The organism is Streptomyces flavofungini (assembly GCF_041028215.1).
Lineage (GTDB): Bacteria > Actinomycetota > Actinomycetes > Streptomycetales > Streptomycetaceae > Streptomyces > Streptomyces flavofungini_B.
This window is the reverse complement of the sequence record NZ_JASKYR010000769.1, coordinates 1-4,050: the sequence shown is the minus strand read 5'-3', so window position 1 is coordinate 4,050 and position 4,050 is coordinate 1. Positions and strand designations below refer to the sequence as shown.

Genomic DNA, 4,050 nt, shown 5'->3' with positions numbered 1-4,050 from the left:
GCGGGAGGGTGACCTCACGGGTGGAGGGCGTACAGGAGCTGCGGGTCGCCGGTGAGGGGGTGCGGCACGACGGTCGCGCGTACGCCGAAGACATCGGCGACCAGCGCCTCGGTCAGGACGTCCTTGGGGGTCCCGGAGGCCACCAGGCGCCCCTGTCTGAGCACGCCGATCCGGTCGCAGGCGGCGGCGGCGAGGTTCAGGTCGTGCAGGACGACCAGGACGGTGAGTCCGCTGCCCCGCAGATGGGAGAGGATCTCCACCTGGTGGCGCACGTCGAGGTGGTTGGTCGGCTCGTCGAGGACGAGGACGCGCGGCTCCTGCACCAGGGCGCGGGCCAGCAGGACCCGCTGGCGCTCCCCGCCGGAGAGGGTGAGGATGCCGCGCCTGGCCAGCCGGGTGAGGCCGAGCCGCTCCATCGCCGCCGCGCACAGGTGACGTTCGCGGGCGGTGAGCGCCTGGTTGCCGCGCCGGTGGGGCGCCCGGCCGAGCGCGACGACCTCCTCGACGGTGAAGTCGAGGTCGACGGCGCCGTCCTGGGTCATGGCCGCGAGCAGCTGTGCGCCGCGGCGCATGGGCAGGTCCGCGAGGTCGTCGCCGCCTATGCGCACGGTGCCGGTGGTCGGGCGCAGCGCGCGGTACACGCAGCGCAGGGCCGTGGACTTGCCGCTGCCGTTCGGGCCGACCAGGCCGACGACCTCGCCGTCCGCCACGTCGAGCGACAGGTCGTGGACCAGGCGGCGGCCGTCGATGGTGACGCCGAGCCCGTCGACGCGCAGGTCGGTGCCGGTGCGCGGGTCCGTCTCGGTCCGCGGGTCCGGGCCGGTTCGCGGTTCCACGTCAGCGCCCCCCGAAGACATGGCCCTTGCGGCGCATCAGGGTGATGAAGACCGGGACGCCGACGAGCGCGGTGATCACGCCGAGCGGCAGTTCGCGCGGGGCGACGACGGTCCGGGACAGCAGATCGACCCAGACCATGAAGACCGCGCCGACCAGCGGCGCGACCGCGAGGACCCGGGCGTGGCCCGCGCCGACGACCATGCGCACCAGGTGCGGCATCACGAGCCCCACGAAGCTGATCGCCCCGCTCACCGCGACCATCACGCCGGTCATCAGCGAGACGACCACGAGCAGGGACCTGCGGCGCCGGTCGGCGCTCACCCCGAGGCTCGCCGCGGTCTCGTCGCCGAGCGCGAGGACGTCCAGGGCGCGCCCGTGCCGGTACAGGACCGCGAGGCCGAGCAGGACGGCCGCGGCGACCACGGGCAGCGCGCCCCAACTGGCCGCGCCGAAGCTGCCCATGGTCCAGTACAGGACCATTCCGGTGGCCTCGCTGTCCGGCGCGAAGTAAATGATCACGCTCATCAGGGCCTGGAAGCCTAGGGACATGGCGACGCCCGTCAGGACGAGCCGCAGCGGTGAGAGCACCCCCCGGCTCGCGGAGGCCATGTACACCAGGAACGAGGCGATGAGCGCCCCGGCGAACGCCCCGGCGGAGACGGCGTAGACGCCGAGCGCGGCGAGGCCGCCCGTCACCGTCACACCGACCGCGCCCACCGAGGCGCCCGAGGAGACACCGAGGACGAAGGGGTCGGCCAGCGCGTTGCGCACCATCGCCTGGATGGCGACGCCGACCGCGCTGAGACCGGCCCCGACCAGGGCGGCGAGCAGCACGCGCGGCGTACGGATCTGCCAGATGATCTGGTACGTGGTGAGGTCGTCGGCGGCGATGCGGCCGCCGCTGAGCGCCGCCCACAGATAGCGGGCGGTCTGGACCGGCGGCACCAGGGCCGCGCCCAGGCCGATCGCCACGACGACGGACACCAGGAGGACCAGGAAGAGCCCGGCACACGTCAGCACGAGCGTCCTCGGCGACGCGAGGCGGTCCCGCAGCGCGGCCGGGGGCCCCGGCGACGTCACCTCCGCGAGGGTGCTCACGGGCGCTCCGCCTCCGTCACGGCCGCGTCGGACCGCCGTCCGCGCGGCACCAGGACCGCCGCGCCGAGCGCCGCGAGGACCAGGGCGCCGAACACGGCCGCGGTGCCGGGGTATCCGGCCAGGCCGAGGCCCGCGCCGCCGAGCGCCGCTCCGGCGAAGACGCCGAGGCTCTGGCCCGCGGCGTTCAGGCTCAGCGCGGAGCCGCGCAGCGCCGTGCCGCAGCGCCGCACGAGGAGGCTGACCACGCAGGCGGCGACGATCGCGTGGCTCGCGGCGTGCAGCGCGGTCATGGCGAGGGCGAGCGGCAGCCAGTGCGTGAAGTAGAAGCCGACGACGGAGACCAGGGCCGCCACGAGCCCGATGCCGAGCAGGCGCTCCGTGCTGACGCGCGGCGCCGCGGAGTTGGTGACGCGCCCGGTCAGCAGGTTGCTGACGAAGAACGACGCGCCGCTCAGCGTCCATACGAGGGTGAAGAGCCCGGCGTCGAGGTCGAACCGCTCCTCGTAGAAGGCCGCGAGGTAGGACAGGTAGCCCATGAAGACGGCGGTGCGCAGGAACCCGATGAGGAGCAGCGGGGGCACGCCGCGTACCGCCGCGAGCGCCTTGAACGACGCCACGTATCCGGTGCGCGGCGCGCCCGCCGGGGTGTCCGGGCCGGGCCCCTTGCCGCCGCGGGCCAGGAAGACCACGGCGAGCAGGAGCGAGACCACGGCCACGCCGAGCAGATCGCCCTGCCAGCCCCAGAACAGCGCGGGCAGCGCGATCACGGGCGCGGCGAGCATGGCGGTCATGGACGTCGTCGCGGTGACCAGGGTCGCCGCGCGCCCGGCCGCCTTGCCGGTGCCGAAGCGGTCCGCGGCGGCGGCGGTGAGCGCCGGGTTCAGGACGGCGGTGCTCGCGCCGACGAGGAGGCAGAACACGGCGAACGGGGCGAAGCCGCCGACGGCGCCGAGCGCGGCGGAGACGCCGAGCGCGAGCAGGGCACCGGCCGCCGCGCGCTCCTTGGGCACCCGGTCGATGAACGGGGCCAGCGCGGTGCCCACGAGCAGCGCGGCCAGGCCGCCGAGCCCGCGCAGGCCGCCCATCGCGGCGACGCCGCTGCCCGCGTCGTCGGCGATGGGCACGAGGTAGGTGCTGAACACGGTGAACGGCAGCAGGCCCACGGCGGAGGCGAGCAGCACGGGCCACAGGGCCCTGGCCATGCGCAGATCGCCGGGGACCGGCTCCTCCTCCCGCGCGGGGTTCTTCACGGCGTCGACGCTCACCTGGCCGCTCCGTCCACCAGGGCGGCGCGGTAGCGGTACATCGGCGTGGGGTCGGCGCTGAACTGGGAGAAGGTGAAGGGCTCCGCGTTCAGCGCGGTCACCCCGGCGCCGACGAAGGCGCGGGCGACGGCGCTGCCGCTCTGGGCGTAGACGGTCAGCGGCGTCCCGTGCTCGACGCAGTGCCGCAGGATCAGGTCGAAGGTGCCGTTGCTGAGGGTCATGCCGGTGGCGACCACGGCGTCGGCCCGCGCGAGGACCTCGGTCATGTCGTCGGTGACCGGGTCGCCCCAGGCGGTCGTACGGAGGTTGAGGTCACAGGGCAGACAGACGCCGCCCCGCTCGCGTATCGCCGCGACCAGCGGGTTGACGACGCCGATCAGGGCGACGCGGGCGCCGGGCGCGATGTCGAGCAGTCCGGCGACCGAGGCGTCCCTGGCCTCGGCGCGGACCTCGGGCGTACCGGCGGGCAGCAGGACGCGCTCGGCCTCGGCGGCGTCGCGGTGCGGGCGCACCCGGGCCAGGTAGGCGTCGAGGGCGGCCGTGCGCACGGGCGCCGACTCGTGGCGCAGCAGCTTGGCCAGCGGCTGCCCGGAGGCGTTCTCGCAGAACTGCGGGGGGAGTTCACCGGCCTCGAAGGAGCAGGCGCCGAAGGCGTCGCCGACGCGGAGCAGCAGGTAGTGGTTGTGGTAGGTGACGTCGCCGCCCGCGAGACGGGTGGTGTTGTACAGCCAGAACGCGCTGGTGACGGTCAGCTCGGCCGGGTCGGGGCCGTGGGCGCCCGCGAGGACGCCGTCGGTGAGCTCCGCGACGGTCTGGGGGGTGGGGCGTGACATGTGTGTTCTCTCTGAGG

4 protein-coding genes are annotated in these 4,050 nt (G+C 74.8%); all 4 read right to left on the bottom strand.

Annotation, left to right across the window (positions count from 1 at the left end):
• Positions 1–14: 14 nt before the first annotated feature.
• A complete protein-coding gene (locus AB8Z36_RS34115; RefSeq protein ID WP_369217264.1) occupies positions 15–836 on the bottom strand; it encodes an ABC transporter ATP-binding protein in 822 nt (273 codons plus the stop codon).
• Position 837: 1 nt separating this feature from the next.
• Positions 838–1,857, bottom strand: a complete 1,020-nt coding sequence (locus AB8Z36_RS34110) for a FecCD family ABC transporter permease (protein ID WP_369217265.1) — start codon at positions 1,855–1,857, stop codon at positions 838–840.
• Between the two features lie 74 nt (positions 1,858–1,931).
• Positions 1,932–3,200 carry an MFS transporter gene (locus AB8Z36_RS34105; RefSeq protein ID WP_369217263.1) on the bottom strand — a complete coding sequence of 423 codons (1,269 nt, stop codon included), beginning with the start codon at positions 3,198–3,200 and terminating at the stop codon, positions 1,932–1,934.
• Positions 3,197–4,033, bottom strand: coding sequence for a Rossmann-like domain-containing protein (locus tag AB8Z36_RS34100; protein WP_369217262.1), 837 nt, complete (start codon positions 4,031–4,033; stop codon positions 3,197–3,199). The genes AB8Z36_RS34105 and AB8Z36_RS34100 overlap by 4 nt, the downstream gene beginning before the upstream one ends.
• Positions 4,034–4,050 lie beyond the last annotated feature (17 nt).

Coding starts and splice junctions, on each gene's coding strand:
- AB8Z36_RS34100 (WP_369217262.1), bottom strand. CDS start 4,033: ATGTCACGCCCCACCCCCCAGACCGTCGCGGAGCTCACCGACGGCGTC.